A 20306-nucleotide genomic window follows, 5' to 3' on the forward strand; every position below is an offset into this window, starting at 1 on the left:
CTACATGAGCGATTTTTTGCATAAATTTGGTCGAGGTTTGGTTGATAAAAAATTCGTTAGTCCGAAAATTGAGGTCAGCCGACTACCCGCCGGAAGCACTCCACTGCTTCCGGCTTTTTTATTTCCGGCCAACCTGTTTGATAAACTTTTTTTATGTTGATGTTTATTTGGTTACTACCAGTCTTTTACCTTCTTCTAAATGCAGGTGTACGCCGGTACCGCTAAGTCCTTTGATAAGGCCTTCCAGGCTTATATTCCGGCTGATCTTTCCATAAAATTTGATATCGGGTATTTCATCTCTATAGATGATCTCCACATCATACCATCTTGCAATTTGTTTCATGGCATATTTCACATCCATTCCATCAAAATCAAATAAGCCGTTTTTCCAGGCCATGACCTTGTCAATATCAACATGGTTGATCATGTCGGGAATCTCCTTCATCCGCAGTTGTTGCCCCGGCTGAAGTATAATACCATTGCGGTAAAGCGCGGAAGCGTTGTCTTTAAGGGATACTACTTTTACCGCACCCTCCAGTAAGGTGGTGTGTTGGTTGTCTTCGTTGTCATAGGCATTTACATTGAAATGAGTGCCCAATACATCTATACGTGCATTGTTCAATATGGTGACAGAGAATGGCATACCGGCATCCGGGGCCACTTCAAAATAAACTTCCCCTGTGATCTCCACATTCCGGCGCCTGCCAGTAAAAGCAGTAGGATAGCGGATAGAACTGGCGGCATTCAACCATACCTGCGTACCATCTGGCAGACTTACCCGGAACTGGCGACCATTGGGGGTCATAATTATGTTATAGGCAGTTTCACTGTTTGCTTTTTTATCCGCATCATATATCAACGCACCGTTGTTAAGCACGATCTGCGCTCCGTTCTGCGTAGCTACTACCCCGTTAGCGAGGCTATCCAATGCAATGCTGGAGCCATCGGCCAGCTTCAGGATCGCGCCATTTTTTCCCGGCGCTATATCAGGTACCTTAACATGATTATTGGCCAGTTGAACGGGATGCCGCGGTGGCGACACAAACAGGTATCCGGCAACTGCCAGCAACGTTATTACTGCGGCGGCAATCCACTTCCATGGCCGCAACGGGTACACCCGCTCATGCAAAACAGGTTGGTCTTTATAAACATGGCTGGCCATGAAACGCTCCAGCGCTTCCTGCTCGTTATAGCTGGCAATGAGCTTTATAGCCGCCTGCTGAACTTCTGCATCATTAACATCTTCCAGTAATTGCCGGCGTTGATCGTTACCAGCAGCCCAGGTTTGGAGTACCACAGATTCTTCTGCTGTAATAGTTCCCTTTACATGCTTATGGAGCAGCTCCGCTACATACAGAGCATCAGGCATTGGTTCGTCCATCATCGGGCTGTACTTTACACTAGTACGACGCGAAAATGAAGTAGTACCAAAACCTTAAAAAAAAAATTTATTGGTGCGCAGATACCAGCAGCAGGAACATAAAGATTTCGGGAGGCAGACGGCGCTTCAGTAACATAACGCCCCGGGTTTTCTGGTTTTTCACGGTTTGTACCGATAACCCCAGTTCGCGGGCAATTTCCTCATTCTTCATACCATCAATATATCCCATGCGAATAATTTTGCCGCATTGTTCGGGCAGTTGGTTGATTTCCCTGTAAAGTTCATTGAATACCTCCATGCGGATCATCTCAAGATCAGCCGCAGCTTCCCAGCTGTCCTGGGCTCCCTGGAAAACAGCCTGCCGCTCTTTGCTGTGGATGGAGCGTTTAATGGCATCAAAACAGGCGTTGCGGGTCGATTTATATAAAAATTGCTTCAGGTGCCTGAGATCTTCAAATACCTGGTTCCTGTTCCATAATTTCAGGAATACTTCGTTCACCACGTCTTCCGGTTCGGCCACACCCTGGATTATTTTCTGTGCCAAAGCACATAGTACCCCATAATATCTTTTAAAAACAACAGAAAATGCGGCTTCATCTGCTATGGCAAGCCGTTGCAGCAATTCTGCTTCCCCGTATAGCTGGTTATCCTCAAACGACTGAATCAACTGCATCCCCCCTTTATATAATTTGCTTTACAAAATAAACGATCATAACACTCCGCGGCTAACGATCGCCTGCTTTAACGGAGCTTATCCGACATCAGGTAACTTTGTTGTTGGCTGACTTCTAAAGATGGATCCCTGACTGATAATGGTTGCTGACTGGTTTGGTTTATGATAAGGAGCACTGCGCAGCGGTTATAAAATAACAGGTGCCGCCAGGCTTGCCGGCAAGATCATAAATTATTGTCAGTAATACAAGTATTTTTTTGAGAAAGATATGTTATACCGGATCATACAAGTTCCTAATATCCATTTTCTTACACCCCAATAGAGGGTATCCGGCAGTTGCGCGTTTTTAATTTATTGAAGGAAACCATTGTTAAGCCTTCTTTCAAACCTATAACTGTACTTATGCATCTATTATTATATTTATAAAATTCATTTGTGAGCACGGATAACCTTTACAAGCAGTTTAGACTGGTATTTGAACAATATTACAACCCGCTTTGCAAATATGCTTATGGTTATATAAGAGACAAAGAGGTGTGTGAAGATATCGTGCAGGATGTTTTCATAAAAATATGGGAAAGTCATAGAGATATTTTGCTGATCCAGGGAATAAAATATTATCTCTTTACGGCTGTTCGAAACAACTGCCTTACTTATATTAAGCGGGAGCAGCGCATACCCGTGTATAGTCTTACCAATATAGATGTTGAAGAAGAACTTTCCGCTGCAGGTACTGATAGTACTGAGGGAGACCAGGTGAATTACAAGGAGCTGCTGAACAAAGGAATTGAACAGCTCCCCCTAAAATGCAAAGAAGTATTCCTGTTAAGCCGTCTAGGTAATTTCAGTAACCAGGATGTAGCCAACAATTTGGGTATTTCCATTAAAACCGTCAATAACCAAATCTGGAAAGCATTAAAATTATTAAGAGCTTCTGTTAAAAGTGGCTGATGAATTTTTTTTTATTAGCCGTAGGAATTTCACAAAAATTTATGTTTAGTTATTGGGAGAAAAAACAGATGCAAGAATTACCTAACCACATCATCGACACATTGCTTAAAAAGCTCCACGGAACATCCACCAAAGCAGATGATAAGCTGATAGCTGACTGGATGTCAAACCATCCTGCTGACCAGGACCACATCCATCAATTTCTGGATACCTGGAAACAAACAGATGAATGGGCGGCCGAAAATACATTTGACACTACCTTTGCCTGGTCGAAAGTCAACGACCGGATTACATTAAACAACGAGTTCGCTAATAATACGTCAAATAAGACTTTCCGGATGCGACCTCTTCTTAAATTAATAGCGGCAGCCGCAATTGTGTCCTTTATTTTTAGCGGATGGTGGTTATTTAACAAAAGCCGGCCGGCATTTAATACCATTACAGCAACAGCTGACCAGCATTTAACGCTATCAGACGGGACTAAAGTATGGCTGCGGAAAGGGGCCAGTATCTCCTTTCCTAAAGAATTCACAGATAATAAACGTAAAATACAGCTCTCCGGTGAAGCATTCTTCGATGTAAAGACCGTGGCAGACCAACCTTTTCTGATTGAAACAAAAAAGGGACTGATCACTGTATTAGGTACTTCATTCCTGGTAAATGCAGGAGCTAAAGGCGAAAGAGTAGCTGTCGTTACAGGCAAAATACGATTTGCTGACAGAAACGACCCGCAGAAAAGCTGTATCCTGTCAGCGCACGAAGAAGCCCTCTTCTCAGGAGAAACATTCGACAAGAAAACCTTTACCGGCACGAACCTGCAATGGCAGGAGGAAGAATTAAGTTTTGGCGGCATCCGGTTAAAAGAAATCGTTGAATCACTTACTATTTATTATAGTACTGCTGTTAAAATTGACAGTACGCAGGAGTCAGGAATTGGAGAAATAGCTATTACTGCCAGCTTTAATAAAGAGTCCCTGATACAGGTAGTAGACGAATTAACAAAGCTGACAGGGCTTCATTACCGGCAAAAGCAGGATACCATTATTTTATACTAAGCTTTATTTGTTTTATAGTCAGACGGGGCAGACATAGCACACACTTACTCCATGGCGGCCGCCGGTCGTTATGGGAATGTTATGCTATTTACCGTCCCGCCATCTCCCTGCTAATCGTCATCATACTATGTTGCTGTAGTGGGCAATATGTCAGTGCCCAACAGCCGCTAATCAAAAAAACATTTATCTGCCACGCTGCCACCGGCACCATTCCTGAGCTGTTAAGCCAAATAAGCCGGTTCAGTGGTACTGTGATCGAATACTCCACTAACCATTTGAATACGGATAGTATTTTTTCCATAACAGAAGGTGGTGCCACCCTTGAGGCTGTACTACATCGACTGTTAGACGGACAAAAAGTAACGATAGAAGAAATACACAACAAAATTATCCTGCTCCCCGTTGCAGGAAAAAAAGCGCCAGATAAATATTCACTTTATGGTTATATAATGGAAGAAGGAAGCCAGGAACCATTAGCTTATGCCACCGTAAAAGATTTAGAAACCAGTCAGGTCACGCAGGCTAACAGGTTTGGCTATTACAACATCATGCTTACGCAGGGCAAACATTACCTTGAGGTAAAGCCAGCCAATCTTCCTCCAAAGATCTTTATTATAGCGCTTGAATCTGCCGTCAAAAAAAATCTTGTGGTGGCTGCCATCAAACTCCCGGAAACAAAAATTGAGGCGGGAAATATCCTCCAGCAAGACGGCGGCTCCCGGGTAGACAAGTATCAGACAGACGCGTATAACAACTTCCTGGGAGAAGCGGATCCTGTCAGATCGTTATACCTGATGCCAGGTAACATTGAAACCCAGGAAACCACAGGAAAACTGGTAGTCAGAGGAGGAGATCCGGATCAGAGTATATTCCTGCTGGACGGCAACCAGGTTTTCAATCCCAGTCATTTACTGGGAGAAATTTCCATTGTTAATAGTACGCTGGTTAAATCAATAAGACAGTATAAGAACGATTTTCCCAGCCGTTTCGATGGCGCTATCTCCTCGGTTACGGAAGTGAATACACGTGATGGCAACATGGAAAAATGGACCGCAGAAGGTAACGCAGGACTGTTAGCCGGTGCCATCTCCCTGGAAGGACCATTAATTAAAAACACCACTGCCATGATGTTTTCCATGCGCCACAGCTGGTCCAACCCCCTGTTGAATATCATCGACGACAACTACCGGTTACGATTCTACGATATCCATTTTAAACTTACCCATCTCATTAATGCTAATAATAAACTGATGTTTACAGGTTACCTGGGTAAAGACCGGCTTAACCTGCATAATCCCGACGTCCAGTATATTCAACGTTGGGGCAATCGCCTGGGCACCCTTAACTGGCTTCATTTACTAGGCTCCCGTTCATTTGTAAGTACTACTTTAAATGCAAGTAATTATAGCAACCTGGCCGGTGTTAAATTTACCTGGTTTAACGACAGCACTCAACAAATGGAGGAAAGCGATGTGTTTAATAACAAGGGATCCATTGAAAAACTGGAAGCAAAGACCCAGTTTGAGTTTAATTCGTTACCCAACGTCCGTTTCAGGTTTGGTAGCAGGTATGCACATACCACTATCAGACCATTCACGACCCAGATATCATTGGATTTCCTGGAAGAAACAGGGGACTATCAGCCTATCCGGCCATTCCGGTTCGAGGAGTTATCTGCCTACTTCGAAAATGAATGGCGAATAGGTTCAAACTTATTAATCAGGCCAGGCTTCCATCTTACTTACTACAAATTCCGCGATTATACCCATCCATCTCTGCAACCACGGCTATTTGCAGCATACCGGATCAATCAAAAACAGCAGTTAACTTTGTCGTACGCGCAAATGGCACAATACCTTCACCAGGTTAGCAGCCCCTTATTAGATATCAACAGTGAATTCTGGGTGCCCAGCACGAAGTTGCTAAGGCCTGTTGAAAGCATCATGATCAATGCAGGATACAATCTGAATGATAAAAACGGTTTTTATCTGTCGGCGGATGCCTATTATAAAGTAATGAGAAACCTTACCAACTTCGCAGAAAAGGGAAATATTTTCTATAATGGCGATTTGTGGGAACAAGATATCCTCGCCGGAAACGGCTGTAGCTATGGACTGGAACTGCTATCAAGAAAACAGGTTAACAAATGGCAATTGCAACTCTCCTATGCCCTTACCTACAGCGACAGGCAATTTCCGGGAATTAATGATGGAAAAAGATATCCATTCCGTTACGACAGACGACATAATCTAAATGTTGCTATCACTTATAGTCCCCTTAAAAATCTTGATTTAAACGCCGTTTGGTATTTTAGTTCAGGAGACGCCAGAATGCTGCCTGACAGCACTGAAACAACGTACCAATTCAAACGGCTAAAACCATATCATCGTCTTAACTTAAACGCCAGCTATACATTTCAGACAGACAAGCAACTCTCACATAAAATATCTGCAGGATTGTATAATGCCTACCAGGCCCGAAATAAATACAGTCCCGACCTGGCCATTCCGGATAATAGCAGCTATAATGCAGTTGTACCGGGCAGTCGCCTTTTTGATCTCACCTTCTATTTGTCGTACTCTTTTAAATTTTAATTTTTTCTATTCCGTAGGAAGTTTTCCCATATCGCAGTCTTTAGTATAGATATGGTTATGTTGACCCCAAAACTCGTAACTCATGGCATGTCACGGGGGCGTTCTTATGCGCCCCCAATTTGCTTTCTGCTTACCTCTACTCGCCGCCCCGTTTACCTAATTAATTGTTAAAGCACTTGTTTCGTCCTGATGAGCAATAGGAAGATAGATTTCATTCATGTTATAAGCATTGAATAACATCATTCACATCTTCAAAATTAAACCTAACAGAAATGAGCAAAACAACAAGTACGTTAAAAGTAGCAGCTTTACTGACAGTGGCTGGCCTGTCAATTACCGCATGCCAGAAGAAATCCGAAAATACACCGGTACCGGCAGCCACGTTCCTGCAGGTGATACATGCATCCCCCAAAACAGCAGAAGTAACTATTAATGTAAATGAAAAAAAATATCAGCAAAAAACTACTTACCTGTCATCTCTAAATTCATATGGCAGGCTGGAAGCCGGGAAAGACCTTCCTATTAAACTATCCATGGGAAGCAATGTCGTAGCAAATGGCAAGTTCAGTTTTGAAAACGGTGCTGCTTACAGTTTATTTATTTACGATACACTTACGAATAACAAGGTGAAGTTCGTGATATTAAAAGATATGATAAGCAATCCCGGCACAACAAAAGCAAATATCCGCTTTCTTCATCTTTCCCCCAATACCCCTCCTGTAGACATCGACGTCTTTAGCGGGAACGACAGTATCCGCCTGGTAAAAGCAGGCGCGTACATTGGTAACAGTCCTGATGTTACTGCACTTGCTCCATTCAAAACTATTATCACGGGCAAATTCCGGGTAAAAGTAAAAACAATGGTGGGTAATAAGATAGTTACATTGCTGGATATTCCTTCCCTGGAGTTGAGCGGGCAAAAAACATACACCTTATTCCTGAAAGGCGTTAATAATGGTTCATCGGATGCAGCCATCGGCCTGCAACTGTGGATGCATAAATAGCTACATCACCCACTCACTACTCTTAACAACGGCATAATGAAACAAATACAGATATTTTTCTACGGTACTTTATTACTGGCATCCTGTACACAAAGAACTCCTCCCAAAACTGCGGTGAGTTGTGAATTACATGGCGATACGGTGATTATTAATCCAGGGTCCGCGCTGGCAAAAAAAATACATATCGACACACTCAATACGCAGTTGCTGGCCCAGCAAATGCCGGCAGTTGGACAGGTAAAAATGATTCCTAATCAATATGCCGAAATAGCGCCGACCTTTTCAGGCAGAATCACTGCGGCCTATTTGAAACTGGGAATGAATGTAACACCTGCTACTCCCCTGTTTGAAATGAATTCACCTGACTTCATCATCGCACAAAAAGCTTTTTTCCAGGCAAAAGAACAGCTGGCACTGGCAGAAAAAAAATTAAATCGCCAACGCAACCTGGTAGCCAATGGAGTCGGTGTTCAGAAGGAACTGGAGGAAGCGCAAATGAGTTATGATGTGGAGAAAAAAGAATTTGAAAGTGCCAGGTTAAGTATCCGGTTATATAAAGCCGACCCTGATAAACTGGTGCTTGGACAGCCTTTGGTCATTTATGCACCTATTGCAGGAGAAGTAATAGAAAATAAGGTAGTGGTGGGACAGATGGTAAAAAGCGACGGCGCCAGTGTTGCTGCCGTCGCTGAATTATCTAAAGTCTGGGTAGCTGGTCATGTGAAGGAAAAAGATATCAGTGCCGTTCCCCAGATCAATCAATCCCAGATCACTATTGCCGGGTTACCGGGCAAAATCATAACCGGAAAAATTTTCCATATCAATGAATTAATCGAAGAAAATTCGCGCAGTGTGGAAGTACTGATGGAATGTGAAAATCCAGACCACCTGCTTAAGCCCGGTATGTTTGTAACTGTAAACTTTGAGAACACACCACAGCCAACGATCCTGGTCGCACCACAATCTGTACTGCAGCAAAGTAATACCTCGTTTGTTTTCCGGCAAATAGCCGCCAACATGTATGTAAGACAGATCATCAAAACAAACGGACTCCAGAACAACAAAATAGTTGTCAAAGCAGGACTCGCAAAAAACGATACCATTATCAGCGATGGCGCCTACTACCTGCTGGATGCCAGATAGCAATTACATACAAATACTAGAACAAGATGATGAATTTGATTTTTATAACCATCAAAAAAAGATGGTTACTGGTTGGCTTTTTCACATTGCTGGCATTGTTTGGCTATTATTCGTGGAAACAATTGTCTATCGAAGCATATCCTGATATAGCAGATGTAAGTGCCCAAATTATCACCCAGGTGCCGGGTCTGGCAGCAGAGGAAGTGGAGCAACAAATTACCGTTCCAGTAGAAAGGGTACTGAATGGGCTTCCCGGCATGAGCGTGATGCGCAGTAAAAGCACTTTCGGTTTATCAATTGTGACCGTAGTATTCCAGGATGGGTACGAAGACTACTGGGCACGGCAACGCATCAACGAACGATTGAATGCCTTAAATCTTCCCTACAATGCCAAACCGGGAATGGACCCATTGACCTCACCTATTGGTGAAATTTATAGGTATGTGATCGAAAGTAAAGGTCACGGCTTGCGGGAACTTACCGATCTGCAAAACTGGGTAATTGTACCCCGCCTGAAACAGGAAGCAGGCGTTACAAATGTCACCAACTTCGGAGGTATCACCACGCAGTACCAGGTGGAGCTGGATCCGGCAAAACTGGAACAGTACCAACTGACCCTTGGCGACATTCAGGCCTCCATTAATAATAATAATGCCAATGCAGGCGGAAGCATCTTAAACCAGGGAGATCTCGGTTATGTAATCCGTGGTATCGGGCTGGTAAAAACACTGGATGGACTGGGCGACCTGGTCATCAAAACAAATAATGGTGTTCCAATCCTTCTAAAAGATGTAGGAGAACTCAAATACGGTAACCTGGAGCGAAAAAGTATCCTGGGCTTTACAGACCGGGAAGTAGATTATAATGAGAGTATCGAAGGAGTTGTACAATTACTGAAGGGTCAGAATCCTTCATTGGTACTCCGGGGAGTTCACAATGCCATCGACGAACTTAATAATAAGCTGTTACCCGAAGGAGTCCATATACGACCTTATATGGACAGAACGGATCTTGTCAACACCACCTTGAGTACCGTTTCCCATACCTTAATAGAAGGTATGATGCTGGTGATTATAGTCCTGATTGTATTCCTCGGTAGCTGGCGCGGTGCACTGATTGTAGCTATTACGATCCCTTTGGCATTACTGATTGCTTTTATACTGATGTACTTCACCAACATCCCTGCTAATCTTCTGTCGTTGGGTGCTGTTGACTTCGGGATTATTGTTGATGGCGCAATTGTAATGATGGAAACTATCCTGAAAAAAAGAGAAGAAAACGAGGAAGCGCCGTTGGAAGAGCTTTCCATAGCTCAGCGGGCGGCACTCGTCGGCAAACCCGTACTATTTGCTACCATTATTATCATCACAGCCTACCTGCCGCTATTCGCATTTGAACGGGTAGAGCGTAAGCTGTTCACACCAATGGCATTTACGGTAAGTTTTGCTCTCCTCGGCGCTTTGGTTGTCGCCATGTTATTAATACCGGGGCTGGCTTACACAGTTTATCGTAAGCCACAAAAGTTATATCATAACAAATGGCTGGAAAAATTATCGGCAAGGTACCTGGCAAGCATAAAAAAAATTATGCAAACGCCTAAAAGGGTGCTGTTTCCCCTGGCTGTTGTACTAATTAGCGCCGCCATACTTTCTGTAACCGTAGGAAAGGATTTTCTTCCTTCACTGGATGAAGGGTCTATCTGGTTGCAAGTGCAGTTGCCTACGGGTATATCGCTGCAGAAATCCAAAGAGATGAGTGATTCATTACGAAGTGTGACTATGAAACATAGGGAGATCACCTATATGATGGTGCATGCCGGCAGAAATGACGATGGAACAGATCCCTGGTCGGCCTCCCATTTTGAATGCTCAATAGGACTTAAATCATATAGCGAATGGCCTAAAGGAAAAACAAAGGCCAACTTAATTGATGAACTGATGGCTGACTATGCGGCAATGCCGGGTTATACGGTTGGCTTTAGTCAACCGATGATTGACAACGTGATGGACAGAATATCCGGCGCCCATAGTGAGCTGGTGGCTAAGATTTACGGAGATGACTTTGCCGAAACCAGGCGGATCGCGGAACAGGTGCTTCAGACATTGAAAAAAATTCCGGGAGCCGTAGATCTTTCTATCGACCAGGAACCTCCTTTGCCGCAGTTACAAATTAAAATCGACCGGGCAGCGCTGGCGCAATACGGCCTTAATGTAAGCACGGTATCAGAATTAATAGAGGTGGCCATTGGTGGCAAGCCGGTTTCCCAACTTTTCACAGGTAACAAAGTGTATGATATTACCTGCAGGTATAAAGAGGAAAGCCGGAACACACCAGACAAAATTGCTAATCTGATGCTGGCAACGCCAACAGGGGCAAGGATTCCATTATCTCAGGTGGCCTCTATCAGCACTACTACCGGCGAAAGTACCATCACGAGGGAAATGAACAAAAGGCATTTAACGGTGAAACTGAATCTAAGAAATGTAGACCTCTCGTCTTTCATGGACAAGGCCAGAAGCACCATTGAGAAAGACATTACCTATGATCACGGTAAATATAGTATTGTGTGGGGTGGACAATTCGAGAATCAAAACCGCGCTTACGCAAAGCTGGCAGTAGTTGTACCGGTAACACTTTTATTTATGTTCTTCCTGCTTTACGGCGCATTCGGTCGTTTCCGTCAGGCAGGTCTGATATTAAGTATTGTGCCCCTTGCATTATTCGGTGGTATGCTGGCGCTCAACGTAAGGGGTATGACATTGAATGTATCCTCTGCAGTTGGATTTATCGCGCTGTTTGGCGTCGCCATTCAAAACGGCGTGATTATGATTTCCAATTTCAATGAACTGCGCATACAGGGCGCTACATTGCTGGATGCTGTAATCACAGGGGCTGTCAACAGGTTTAGACCTATACTGATGACCGCCACTGTAGCCATTCTTGGTTTGCTGCCGGCATCGCTGGCTACCGGCATCGGTTCAGACGTTCAGCGCCCACTGGCTACAGTGGTGGTTTATGGGCTGCTTGCCGCAACAGTCATTACATTATTTGTTTTACCAGCGCTGTATTACCTGTCTGAGCGCCGGTGGGGAGCAGCCGACTATCAAAAACAACCAACAGATGATAACAAGATATAACAAGATCCTGCTACTGCTGCTACTGGCCGTTGCAGGCAACGCACAGACGAAAGATTCACTAACCTACAACAGGTTCTTAACGGGGGTAACCAATAATAACATGGCTTATGTGGCAGAGCGGTTCAATGTTAACCAGGCAACCGCCCGTGCAGCAGCAGCAAAAATGTACCCCGACCCCAGCCTTTCCTTTGGCTGGGTAGATAACGGACAGAAAAGATTGAAGATGGGATATGCATTCAGTACCTCTGTAAACTGGATGCTGGAATTGGGGAATAAAAGACAAGCCCGGAGCAGAGTGGCCTTAAGCCAGTTAGAGTTAACCACTTTACAATTGGATAATTATTATCGTAATCTCCGGGCGGATGCTACGCTAGCCTACCTGCAAGCCATATTACAAGGAAACCTGTTAAAAGTGATAAAAGAGTCATCCCAGAGTATGTCGCAGTTTGCCCGGACAGACAGCATCCGCTTTGTTCATGGAGAAATTAAAGCAGTAGATGCACGCCAGAGCAAACTGGAAGCAGGTAACATGTTGAATGCGGTGTATAAAAGTGAAGCAACCCACAAGGCCGCTTTGTTACAGTTAAGCATGCTGATGGGAAAGTCATCTGATACGCTCTATTATCCGATGGTGGCCAGTTCCGGCTTTGACCGCGAGTTTAACTTAAAAGAACTGATGGCCACAGCGGTGAGCAACAGGGCCGATATTTTGGCGGCGGGCAAAGACAAAGAAGTAGCCGGTAACATGGTGAGGCTTGCCCAGGCCAACCGGCTGCCAGACCTGGGATTAAACTTCGGCGTAGCACAAAACAGCGGTGCCACAAATACTGTGGCCCCCTCTCCTTCTACCAATGTTGTTTCAGCAGGTATCAGTATTCCATTAAAATTCTCCGGCAGATCAAAGGCGGAATTGCTATCGGCACAATATAATGTAGCACAAACCGGGGCACGTTATGAACAGGCTGTATTACAGGTACAAACAGAAGTGGCAACCAGTTACTATAACTACATCTCTGCCCGCAAACAGGTAACACAGTTTCATACCGGACTCCTTGAAGACGCGCAGAAAGCCCTGGATGGTAAAATATACAGTTACAGGTCTGGTGAAATCAACCTACTGGAAGTATTAAATGCGCAGCGTACTTATAACACCCTCCAACAAAGCTATTATGAGGCTTTAAATGGCTATGCTGCGGCATTGGTAGAAGTGGAAAGGTCTACCGGAATTTGGGATATTAACTTATAAACAAGGAATATGAAACATATTTTGGCAATAATATTTTACCTGGCTTTTTTTCTTCCACTATTTGCGCAACGGGATAACAGCAGTTATAGAAATATATCTTTTGGGATAAAAACCGGTGTCTCCAGGGGATCATTATACGGCAGCGATTTGCCCCGGCTCTCCGTTGGCGGTTACAGGAAACCATTAACCGGGTTAATGTTCGGTGTGGAGGTCCAATCGAGGTTCAGCAAATACTTTGGATTGCAATCGGAAGTAACCCTCGGACAAAGCCAGGTGGCCATTCAGTTACCTGACAGCAGTAACGGCAGCGTATATACGAGTCGTTTTAAAAGCACTTATCTCTTGATAGCCCCGTTCACGCCAACGTTCTATTTCCAGGGATTTAGATTATCCGCAGGGCCTTATGTGAGCGGGTTACTTGGCAGTAGCCTCGAAAAAGATAAGAACATCTATGGTACGCCGACCGCTGCAGGCGGTTTTCGATATAAGATGGATGCGGGAATTACGATGCAATTGCGCTATGAAATGAACTGTGGCCTGAGCGTCGGAGCAACTTATCAGCGGGGATTTGTGCCGGTTATAGAAGATCCCAGGGTACAAAAACAATGGAAGATATATAATCAGCAGTTCAATTTTTTTGTGGGATACCATTGGAAGAAGCGGAAGTAGATAATCCGCTTTATGAGCCGGGGCGGTTGCCTCAGCTCATAAAGCGGATCATTAATACTGGCATCCATTGCATCACAAAGGAGGCTTATGCAAATGATGCTTGTCCATTGATTGAAAATTACCGGGAAATATTCCTTTGCAGATATTTCAACTATCAACTATGTCGTCATCACTTATTCTACTGAGATTTTCTATGATAACCCTAGCCGCCTTAAGCTTACATGTGCAGGCGCAGCAACCTATTCTGTCAAAAAACGATAGTGGGGCTATCAGCAAAAACGATACTTTACAAACCATCACCATTACCAGGAAAAAGAAACTGGTAATAGCCAAAGGCGATAAACTTATTTACAATGCTTCAGCGGATATCAGCAACAAGGCCGGTTCTGCTGCTGATTTACTTAAAAAAGTGCCTATGCTTACCGTCAGCCCCGACGGGGAAGTGAAAATGCGGGGAGACGCCAATATTAAAGTACTCCTGAATGGCCTGCCCTCCGGCTTCCTCGCCAAAAATCTTAAGGATGCTTTAAAGATCATACCGGCACACAGCATTGCATCTATCGAGGTAATCACGTCACCTTCCGCAAAATACGAGGCGGAAGGTACCGCAGGTATTATCAATATCATCACTAAAAAGAAGATCAGGGGCGCCAGCGGAGAATTCACATTGAGTGGCGGTAACCTGGAGCAATCTGCCGGCGCCTCGTTAAGTAAAGCCAAAGGCAACCTGGAACTAAACCTGAACCTGAATGCCAGCAACCAGCGGGAAAGAATAGCTTCCATCCTTAACCGTACCACCCTGTCGGACGGGCAACCAATAGGAGAATTGCTGCAAAAGGACGACAATACACAACGTGATCGCGGTATATTTGGAGACCTGGGTATTACCTACCGGATCGACTCCCTTCAGAAAATTAGTACCAGCCTGACCTTCTGGAACGGTACCTGGCCATCGAAAAAAATACTGAATAACTTTTACAAAGACAGCAAAGGCACCACTGCTTATGATCAGCGGAGTAATGAAGCCAACCATTCGGGATATTATGAAGTATCTGCCGTCTATCAAAAGCGGTTCCACCGCAAAGAACAGGAGTTACAGGTGCTGGGTACTGCAAGCCTCAGCAAAGATCATTCAACATATACCACGCACCAGTATACACTGACCGGCAAACCGTATTTCCACGAAACAGGTCTCAATAACAGTAAATCGCGGGACTTGAACATACAGGTGGATTACATCCATCCATTAAATTCTTCCGGCAAAAACCTATTTGAAACCGGCATTAAATTTAGCAACATGAATGCGGCAAGCTCATACAACACGCGGAACAATGAAACCAACCCGGGGAGCGATGATCTCATGGAAATTCCCTCCCGCTCAGATGTAATGAAATATTTTCAAACCATTTATGCGGCCTATGCAAGCGTAAAATTTGAGACCGGCAATAAGTGGACATTCAGGACTGGCCTGAGATATGAAGGGACCAGGCTAGGTAGCGATTTCCAGCAAACACCGTCGTCTTTTTCTTCTACATTTTCCAACCTGGTACCCAATGTACTATTGTCAAAAACGCTCAATGAGGAACATGATGTGAAGCTTACCTACACACAGCGCATAAGGCGGCCCGCGATATGGGACCTGAACCCATTTGTAAATGCGGGCGATCCACGCAATCTCACATCAGGAAATCCGTTGCTACGGCCTGAAATAACAAGAACATTGGAATTCGGGCACAATTACACCGCTAAATCCGGGCTTTCACTTATCAATAGTATTTACTTCAGCGCCAACAACAATGCCATTGAAATGCTGACAACAGTAGATAGCCTGGGAATATCCCGCACATCACCCAGCAACATTGCCTCCAACAAACGGCTGGGTACAAACTTGAATATTGCCACAGAAATTGGCGATTTGACTGTTAATGGAGGCGTAGCGCTTTACCAGGTTTGGTTCAACAGCAGTGCCCTGCAGGTTAAAAACAGCGCAGGTTTCTATTCGGTTAATCTGAATGTTTCCTACACGCTGCCAAAAGATTTCACACTGCAGGCGTCGGGTGATTATAGCAACGGGTATATCATGCTTCAGGGACGAAATTCTGCCGCGTGGTCATACGAATTCACTGCTCAAAAGGAATTCATGAACAAGAAAGTCAGCATTCTGGTGGGTGCGGCTAATCCCTTCCAGCAGAGCCTTCTGCAATATACCAACGCAACAGCTCCCAGCTTCCGTAGCACCACATCCAGCCAACATTTTAACCGGAGTTTTCACATTACTCTCAGCTGGAATTTTGGATCACTCAAAGCACATGATAATGATGAAGAAAAAAGAATGCCTCCCCGGAGACGGCATTAAGAAACGGGATAGTCCATATCTGCTATCTGACGGTAAATGTTTGCACCGTAACATTAGTCAACCTGGCGGGGCCATGCCTCATTCACACAAATAGTACCGCGTATATTGTATATATTTGTACAGCAAGAAAAATCTGCTCTGAACTCATCAACAGGAGAAATAAATTTATCAGGAAAAAGAATTTGATTTAAGTAAAAAATATGGAAGGCTACAATAGTTACAGAATACCGGTTCCTGCGGCATATGAAGCGCTTTTCTCTCATTTTTACTTTGCAGAAAATAAATCTGGTGAAACCGTTGTCAAAACGCTGATGCCTTCTTATCAAACCATGATGGTGTTCTGCTTTGGTAACCCGGCATCATTCCTCGCGAAAGACAAAGATGAAATTACAATAGATAAATGCATGGTGCTTGGACCTGTCAGGCACGCTTTTAATTATTCACTCCCTCCCAATGGCGAGATACTGGTATGTAATTTCAAAGATGACGCCTTTTTTAGATTTTTTGGAGATATAAACCTGGCACAGGATATCGCATTACATCCTGACGAGTTATTAAATGAAAACTGCTTTACCGCGTTGTGGTCGCAACTCAATAAAACAACGAATAACGAACACAGACTCCGGATCATTCTTGACTTCTGCCACCCTTATTTACGGGATCGTCACCCCATTGCAGCACAACTCGCTGACTTCGACCGTGAAACTTTCAGCCCCATAAAAGGGGTGTCTAAAGAAAATAAATTATCTGAAAGAGCCATTCAAATTAATCATAAGAAATACTTCGGGTATACCGCGAAAGAGTTATACCGCTATCATCGTTTTCTAAAAGCCATTAAAATTATTCAAACCCTTTTATCCGAAAAGGCCCAGGTAGATTGGTTCGAAATAATAGACCAATGCGGTTATTATGATCAAAGTCAACTTATCCGGGATTTCAATCACTATCTCCATCTCAGCCCCGCAAAATACCTGAAATTCCAGGAAGCAATTTGCAATCCCAGGGATTAACTGCACCCATCCCATATTTAATACCTGCTGCTGATAGTTAAACAGCCGCTTTGCCCCTCTTTCGTTTTCTTACAATTTTCCCTGTTTGATTCATTGCAATTTTACAATGTAATCAGCAGCATGAATATGGATATCATTAACCAACAACTAGTTTCGTTTTCTTACAATTCTCCTGCCTGATTAAAATTGAATTTTGACCTATAAAAAATCAAATTTATGAAACAGCCAAACATTTTAATCACAGGAGCAACAGGCACCGTAGGAACTCAACTGGTTAAAAACCTCTTAAGCACGGATACTTCCTTCAGGATACTTGCCCGTACAAAAGACCAGGGAGAGTTAATGGATAATTTACCGCAAGCGAAGATTGCCTTTGGTGATTTATCAGACAATGATAGCCTGCTACAGGCGTTACAGGGAATTGAAAAAGCGTTTCTATTGACTAATTCCTCGGAACATGCAGAGCAGCTACAGCTAAATTTTGTAAACACCGCACATAAAGCCGGGGTAAAGCACATTGTTAAGCTATCACAGTTCGCTGCAGATAAATCTTCCCCCGTTCGCTTTCTCCGCTATCATGCTATCGTAGAGAACAGGATTAAAGAACTGGGCATGAATTATACTTTTCTTCGTCCCAATCTGTTTATGCAAGGATTGATCGCTTTTGCACATCAGATCAAATATGAGCATAAATTTTATGGATCTATTGGAAAGGCTGTCGTTAGTGCAGTGGATATAAGAGATATTGCTGCGGTTGCCGCTAAGGCATTAACCGAATCCGGGCACGAAGACAAAATTTATAATATCACCGGCAATGAGGCGATCAGTCATTATCAAATGGCGGAAATATTCTCCCGGGTGTTGGGTAAAGAGATAGCATATATAGATTTAACGCCGGAACAAATGCGGGAAGCATTAACCGCGGCCCGGTTTCCCGAATGGCAGGCAGATGGCCTGATGGAAGATTTCGCTCACTATGCCAAAGGTGAAGCGGGTGCTGTTTATCACACCGTTCATGATATCACTGGAAAAGCGGCTATCAATTTTGAACAATTTGTCTATGCCTACAAGCACCTCTTCAAGTAATCATCAATGAAAACGCTTATTACAGCTTATTCATAAATGACCCCTATCAAACATTTTATCGCACTATTTCCGGACTTTTAAACAAAGCGAAATAGGCCTTTTAAACAAAGTCAGGGTTTGCAATGCTTCCTACTTTTGTTTCATCAAAACAATAAAAAAATGAAACAGAACAATTATCAGGGAGCACTGCAAAACCCACTTGGTTCAGGCTTCAATGCAAAATCTACTGCCAGTGATGTCATCGGAACAACAGACCTTACAGGTAAAATTGCCATTATAACAGGAGGCAACACAGGTATTGGTCTTGAAACAACCAAAATACTTGCAGCCGCGGGTGCAACGGTCATCGTTCCCGCACGGGATATTGAAAAGGCAAAGAAAAATTTGCAAGGCACATCCAATGTGGAACTGGCGGAGATGGATTTAATGGATCCACGTTCAATTGCCGCTTTTGCGGAAAAATTTCTTGCTTCCGGAAGACCGCTGCATATGCTTATCAATAATGCAGGCATTATGTGGGTGCCTTTACGCAGGGATGACCGCGGCATTGAATCACAACTGGCCACCAATTATCTTGCCCAGTTTCAGCTGACTGCCATGTTATGGCCTGCTTTGCAAAAAGCAAATGGTGCAAGGGTAATAAATGTTTCTTCACAGGGGCATCAGTTTGCTCCCTTCAATTTCGATGACCCGAATTTTCTTCACAGGGAGTATGAAACACTGCAGGCTTATGGTCAGTCAAAAACAGCCGTTAACTTGTTTTCCCTTGAACTGGACAATCGTTCAAAATCATCAAATGTAAGAGCCTATTCCTTACATCCCGGCTCAATTGGAGGAACAGAACTAGGCAGGGATGCCTCTTTAGAGCTCTTTCAGCAAATGGGATTCCTGGATGCAGAAGGTCATTTATTGCCGGAAATTGCCGCCTCATTGAAAACAATCCCTCAGGGTGCGGCTACTTCTGTCTGGTGTGCTACCAGTCCGCTACTCAACAATATTGGAGGCGTTTATTGCGAGGATGCAGATATAGCTACATTGGCAGCAGACACTGCTACGTCAGGCGGTGTAAAAGGATATTCCTTAGATGAAACGCTGGCGAAACGGCTGTGGAGTTTGAGCGAAGAAATGACAGGCATAAAATTTAACATCAATTAACCAGGCTAAATACTAAAACGATGAAAAATCTCACAGATAAAGTTGCTGTTATTACAGGTGGTAATAGCGGTATCGGATACGCCACAGCAAAAACATTTCAGGAAAAAGGCGCCAAAGTGATTATCACAGGAAGAAGAAAGGATGCCGTTGAAAAGGCCGCAGCAGCACTAAATGTAACAGGATTAGTGGCGGACCAGTCCAGTATGTCTGCCATTGAGCATCTTGCCTCAGAAGTATCAAACCGATATGGTAAAATAGATATATTGTTGATCAATGCAGGTATCACAAAGTTTGCTCCAATAGAACAGATGACGGAAAATGTGTTCGACGAGATCATGAATATAAATTTTAAAGGAGCCTATTTTACATTAAGCAAATTCATACCATTGCTAAATGACAATGCTGCTGTGATATTGTTGTCCTCTACGTCGGCTACCATTTCTCCCCAAAGCGCCTCTGTCTACGCAGCCAGCAAAGCGGCCTTAAATGCGGTAATGAAAATAGCGGCGCTTGAACTGGCACCAAGGAAAATACGTGTTAACGCAGTAAGCCCGGGACCTATTGCCACTGAGATCATGAATAAAATCGGGTTGAATGATGATCTGGAAACACAGCTGGTCAACAGCATTCCTTTATCAAGACTCGGCAGCGCCGAAGAAGTTGCGGATGCTATTGCCTATTTATCCGGGGATAGCGCCTCTTTTATAACAGGATCAAATTTACTGGTAGATGGTGGACAATCCGTCTGACGCCCTATCATTACATTAACAAAAACCAGGATTCTCAGTATTAACCGGTTAATCAAGCTATCATCTTAAACAAAGGAACTGGCCTTTTAAACAAAAT

15 protein-coding genes are annotated in these 20306 nt (G+C 43.8%); 13 read left to right on the plus strand and 2 right to left on the minus strand.

Features of this window, described 5'->3' with window-relative positions; genetic code table 11:
- Positions 1–163 precede the first annotated feature (163 nt).
- Positions 164–1384 carry a FecR family protein gene (locus tag J7623_RS14310; protein WP_291921098.1) on the minus strand — a complete coding sequence of 407 codons (1221 nt, stop codon included), beginning with the start codon at positions 1382–1384 and terminating at the stop codon, positions 164–166.
- A 64-nt stretch (positions 1385–1448) separates the two neighbouring features.
- A complete protein-coding gene (locus J7623_RS14315) occupies positions 1449–2054 on the minus strand; it encodes an RNA polymerase sigma factor (protein WP_291921100.1) in 606 nt (201 codons plus the stop codon).
- A gap of 435 nt (positions 2055–2489) precedes the next feature.
- On the opposite strand from J7623_RS14315, the gene J7623_RS14320 reads away from it, so the two are divergent.
- The 13 genes from J7623_RS14320 (at position 2490) to J7623_RS14380 (ending at position 20209) form a co-directional block, all read left to right on the plus strand.
- Positions 2490–3005, plus strand: a complete 516-nt coding sequence (locus J7623_RS14320; RefSeq protein WP_291921103.1) for an RNA polymerase sigma-70 factor — start codon at positions 2490–2492, stop codon at positions 3003–3005.
- A gap of 68 nt (positions 3006–3073) precedes the next feature.
- Positions 3074–4060 (plus strand): FecR family protein, encoded by a 987-nt coding sequence (locus J7623_RS14325; RefSeq protein WP_291921105.1) that lies wholly within the window; start codon positions 3074–3076, stop codon positions 4058–4060.
- A gap of 251 nt (positions 4061–4311) precedes the next feature.
- Entirely contained in the window at positions 4312–6654 is a 2343-nt protein-coding gene (locus tag J7623_RS14330; protein ID WP_291921107.1) for a hypothetical protein, read from the plus strand.
- 272 nt (positions 6655–6926) lie between these two features.
- Complete coding sequence (locus J7623_RS14335) at positions 6927–7658, plus strand: DUF4397 domain-containing protein (RefSeq protein ID WP_291921109.1); 732 nt, start codon at positions 6927–6929, stop codon at positions 7656–7658.
- A 36-nt stretch (positions 7659–7694) separates the two neighbouring features.
- A complete protein-coding gene (locus J7623_RS14340; protein WP_291921111.1) occupies positions 7695–8801 on the plus strand; it encodes an efflux RND transporter periplasmic adaptor subunit in 1107 nt (368 codons plus the stop codon).
- Positions 8802–8827: 26 nt separating this feature from the next.
- Positions 8828–11938: a CusA/CzcA family heavy metal efflux RND transporter gene (locus J7623_RS14345; RefSeq protein ID WP_291921113.1), complete on the plus strand. Its 3111-nt coding sequence runs from the start codon at positions 8828–8830 to the stop codon at positions 11936–11938.
- On the plus strand, positions 11922–13184 hold the full coding sequence (locus tag J7623_RS14350; protein ID WP_291921116.1) for a TolC family protein: 1263 nt from the start codon (positions 11922–11924) through the stop codon (positions 13182–13184). The genes J7623_RS14345 and J7623_RS14350 overlap by 17 nt, the downstream gene beginning before the upstream one ends.
- Positions 13185–13193: 9 nt before the next feature.
- Positions 13194–13853 carry an outer membrane beta-barrel protein gene (locus J7623_RS14355; protein ID WP_291921119.1) on the plus strand — a complete coding sequence of 220 codons (660 nt, stop codon included), beginning with the start codon at positions 13194–13196 and terminating at the stop codon, positions 13851–13853.
- A gap of 193 nt (positions 13854–14046) precedes the next feature.
- Positions 14047–16209 (plus strand): TonB-dependent receptor, encoded by a 2163-nt coding sequence (locus tag J7623_RS14360; protein WP_291921122.1) that lies wholly within the window; start codon positions 14047–14049, stop codon positions 16207–16209.
- 200 nt (positions 16210–16409) lie between these two features.
- Positions 16410–17219, plus strand: a complete 810-nt coding sequence (locus J7623_RS14365; RefSeq protein ID WP_291921125.1) for a helix-turn-helix domain-containing protein — start codon at positions 16410–16412, stop codon at positions 17217–17219.
- Between the two features lie 216 nt (positions 17220–17435).
- Positions 17436–18305: an SDR family oxidoreductase gene (locus J7623_RS14370; RefSeq protein WP_291921128.1), complete on the plus strand. Its 870-nt coding sequence runs from the start codon at positions 17436–17438 to the stop codon at positions 18303–18305.
- Between the two features lie 159 nt (positions 18306–18464).
- On the plus strand, positions 18465–19460 hold the full coding sequence (locus J7623_RS14375; protein ID WP_291921130.1) for an SDR family NAD(P)-dependent oxidoreductase: 996 nt from the start codon (positions 18465–18467) through the stop codon (positions 19458–19460).
- A 20-nt stretch (positions 19461–19480) separates the two neighbouring features.
- On the plus strand, positions 19481–20209 hold the full coding sequence (locus J7623_RS14380) for a glucose 1-dehydrogenase (RefSeq protein WP_291921132.1): 729 nt from the start codon (positions 19481–19483) through the stop codon (positions 20207–20209).
- The last annotated feature ends 97 nt before the right edge of the window (positions 20210–20306 follow it).

The sequence above is a fragment of the Chitinophaga sp. genome (assembly GCF_017745275.1).
GTDB lineage: Bacteria > Bacteroidota > Bacteroidia > Chitinophagales > Chitinophagaceae > Chitinophaga.

Coding starts and splice junctions, on each gene's coding strand:
- J7623_RS14310 (WP_291921098.1), bottom strand. CDS start 1,384: ATGATGGACGAACCAATGCCTGATGCTCTGTATGTAGCGGAGCTGCTC.
- J7623_RS14315 (WP_291921100.1), bottom strand. CDS start 2,054: ATGCAGTTGATTCAGTCGTTTGAGGATAACCAGCTATACGGGGAAGCA.
- J7623_RS14325 (WP_291921105.1), top strand. CDS start 3,074: ATGCAAGAATTACCTAACCACATCATCGACACATTGCTTAAAAAGCTC.
- J7623_RS14335 (WP_291921109.1), top strand. CDS start 6,927: ATGAGCAAAACAACAAGTACGTTAAAAGTAGCAGCTTTACTGACAGTG.
- J7623_RS14340 (WP_291921111.1), top strand. CDS start 7,695: ATGAAACAAATACAGATATTTTTCTACGGTACTTTATTACTGGCATCC.
- J7623_RS14345 (WP_291921113.1), top strand. CDS start 8,828: ATGATGAATTTGATTTTTATAACCATCAAAAAAAGATGGTTACTGGTT.
- J7623_RS14350 (WP_291921116.1), top strand. CDS start 11,922: ATGATAACAAGATATAACAAGATCCTGCTACTGCTGCTACTGGCCGTT.
- J7623_RS14355 (WP_291921119.1), top strand. CDS start 13,194: ATGAAACATATTTTGGCAATAATATTTTACCTGGCTTTTTTTCTTCCA.
- J7623_RS14360 (WP_291921122.1), top strand. CDS start 14,047: ATGATAACCCTAGCCGCCTTAAGCTTACATGTGCAGGCGCAGCAACCT.
- J7623_RS14365 (WP_291921125.1), top strand. CDS start 16,410: ATGGAAGGCTACAATAGTTACAGAATACCGGTTCCTGCGGCATATGAA.
- J7623_RS14370 (WP_291921128.1), top strand. CDS start 17,436: ATGAAACAGCCAAACATTTTAATCACAGGAGCAACAGGCACCGTAGGA.
- J7623_RS14375 (WP_291921130.1), top strand. CDS start 18,465: ATGAAACAGAACAATTATCAGGGAGCACTGCAAAACCCACTTGGTTCA.
- J7623_RS14380 (WP_291921132.1), top strand. CDS start 19,481: ATGAAAAATCTCACAGATAAAGTTGCTGTTATTACAGGTGGTAATAGC.